Source organism: Rahnella sp. NRRL B-41462 (genome assembly GCF_003263525.1).
GTDB classification, from domain to species: Bacteria; Pseudomonadota; Gammaproteobacteria; order Enterobacterales; family Enterobacteriaceae; genus Rahnella; species Rahnella aceris.
Map to the genome: position 1 here is coordinate 1 of NZ_JYDF01000171.1, position 1,951 is coordinate 1,951.

The 1,951-nt window shown below is 55.5% G+C and carries 3 protein-coding genes; all 3 read right to left on the reverse strand.

Translation table 11 applies throughout. From position 1 onward, the window contains the following. Positions 1 to 237 precede the first annotated feature (237 nt). The 3 genes from UC14_RS26065 to UC14_RS26070 are packed head-to-tail and all read right to left on the reverse strand — an operon-like array spanning position 238 to position 1,609. Positions 238 to 1,059 carry an N-6 DNA methylase gene (locus UC14_RS26065; protein WP_112198733.1) on the reverse strand — a complete coding sequence of 274 codons (822 nt, stop codon included), beginning with the start codon at positions 1,057 to 1,059 and terminating at the stop codon, positions 238 to 240. Between the two features lie 11 nt (positions 1,060 to 1,070). Then, positions 1,071 to 1,208: a hypothetical protein gene (locus UC14_RS26830; RefSeq protein ID WP_157962165.1), complete on the reverse strand. Its 138-nt coding sequence runs from the start codon at positions 1,206 to 1,208 to the stop codon at positions 1,071 to 1,073. A 50-nt stretch (positions 1,209 to 1,258) separates the two neighbouring features. Next, on the reverse strand, positions 1,259 to 1,609 hold the full coding sequence (locus tag UC14_RS26070) for a hypothetical protein (RefSeq protein ID WP_112198734.1): 351 nt from the start codon (positions 1,607 to 1,609) through the stop codon (positions 1,259 to 1,261). Positions 1,610 to 1,951: the final 342 nt, after the last annotated feature.

Consider the following 1,951-nt stretch of genomic DNA (forward strand, 5'->3'; position numbering starts at 1 on the left):
GGCCATGTTCCGGCCGTGACGGTTTGTTGTGAAAAAGAAAGACCTGACATCGATGACCAGGCAGAGAAAGGAAAGTAAATGCCAGGAGAGGAAGAGACAGTAAGGGAAGAGAGAGACAATCCCCCGACACATGCCGGAGAAGAAGGGCGGCGCAGCCGCCCTCTGTCTCAGGAACTGGCGGGCGTAGCCCGCTGGGGGTTTCGGGCGAAAATGGCAGGGTTTCCCCTGCCCTCATGATCAGGCTGTGAGCAACGACAAAACCTGTTTCATCGCCTCGTATTTTCTGCGCAACGCAAAACGCGCTTCCCAGTCATTGGCATAGTAAACCGGCGTGTATCGTACACGGCTAAACTGCAGGGTGAGCGTATTCCCCGTGACCACCTCAGCAGGTATTCCCAACAAACTCAGCTGAATAAAGGCCATATCCGCTGCCACGGGGTCGAGATCGATACAATGCGCGAACAATTGTTCAGAGGGATTGAACCCTGCCTCTAACATGCTTTCTGCATAAGCCACTACCATGCCAGCAGCTCCGCAGCATGGCTCACTGAGTGTCACCCAGCCTTCTTTGTTAATGGTTTCCGCCGCCTTGGGGAACATCAGCCGAGCCATAAGGGATTGCACGTGATATGGCGTGAAAAACTGCCCCATATCATCAGAACCTAAATCCAGCTCCATAAAAACTGCCCCGAGGAAATCCTGATATTTTCCCTGCAATGCGCAAACGAGCATACAGAACAGCGTGTGCAGGTTTTCCAGATCAGCGGCCTCATAGCGGGCACAGATTTTCCGGCTTCTCTCGATATTCTCATCGGTGCGGACGGTAGCAATATCCAGCTCGCTGGCGGCCAGCGTGATAAAATCACAGAACACATCCCAGCGGCGCAGGTATCGTGCCGTCTGACCGAACACGCGGATAAACTCACGTCGTGCATTATCTGAGGTAATCAAGTTCTTTGGCGCACGCATTTTCGCCGATACGCTGGCGATTACGGTCCCATCAGTTGACGGCTCCCCCTGACATGCGCTGAAAAGGTCATCAAAATTTAACTGTGACATGAAACGACTCCTTAGATGCCGCCCGTTAACGTCCCCGATGCGGTCACATATGATCTTGCCCGCGTCGCCCAGTAAGCGGCCTCCGCGCCTGCGCGCCTTTCGAACCGGTTTTTACCCGCGTCGCCGGTGGGGATGTCAGATGTATACATGGTGTTTCTCCTGTTGAGTGAAGGCGGGGAAATCCCGCCTTCAGGTATAACTAATGACCAAAAATTTCCGCGCGAACGCGCTCCCACGCCCTAAGACCCAGAAGGCTGTAGCGACTCTCTACAACACGTTTCGCCAGCATCCAGCACTGTGCAACAGGGAAAAATACGCACGGTTTGCCGTCTTTACCGGCACCCGTGGTCTCAGCAACATTCAAGGCCAGCGGAACCAGATAACGGCGTAAAATTTCAACCATTTCATCCTCGCCCGTTGCGACTTCATAGATGTAGAGGCCGGAGAGTTCATCCAACAAGGCCCCTTGTTCGGCTACGATTAATGACGTGTTTTTCACACATCTTTCGGAAGATTCAGGAGCGGCGGTCTTGACGTTTTGTGTGTGCATTCTTCAGGCCCCCTTCAGGTTAAATGTCATCTCTCGGTGAGTTCTTTCGCGGCAAAGGGCGAAGTAGCGACGACGCACGGGGGAACGCAAGGGCGCCGCAGGCGTGCATTTCACCCTTGCGTTAACCTGGGCGGCGGTGCTACACCCAGCCCTCCGCGTAAGGGCTTACCGCGAGATGGATAACCGCATCCGGCAGAATGCACACACCCGACGACGAGGAACGAGGCGGCGACCTTAGCGGCCAGCGACGCTGGCCAGTGTCTGTGCGGCGGCGCAGCCGCCTGCGGGGGTTGACCTGGCCGTTGCCATCAGACCCTAGCCGTAGGCCGTAACCCCGGTGGG

Coding starts and splice junctions, on each gene's coding strand:
- UC14_RS26065 (WP_112198733.1), bottom strand. CDS start 1,059: ATGTCACAGTTAAATTTTGATGACCTTTTCAGCGCATGTCAGGGGGAG.
- UC14_RS26830 (WP_157962165.1), bottom strand. CDS start 1,208: ATGTATACATCTGACATCCCCACCGGCGACGCGGGTAAAAACCGGTTC.
- UC14_RS26070 (WP_112198734.1), bottom strand. CDS start 1,609: ATGCACACACAAAACGTCAAGACCGCCGCTCCTGAATCTTCCGAAAGA.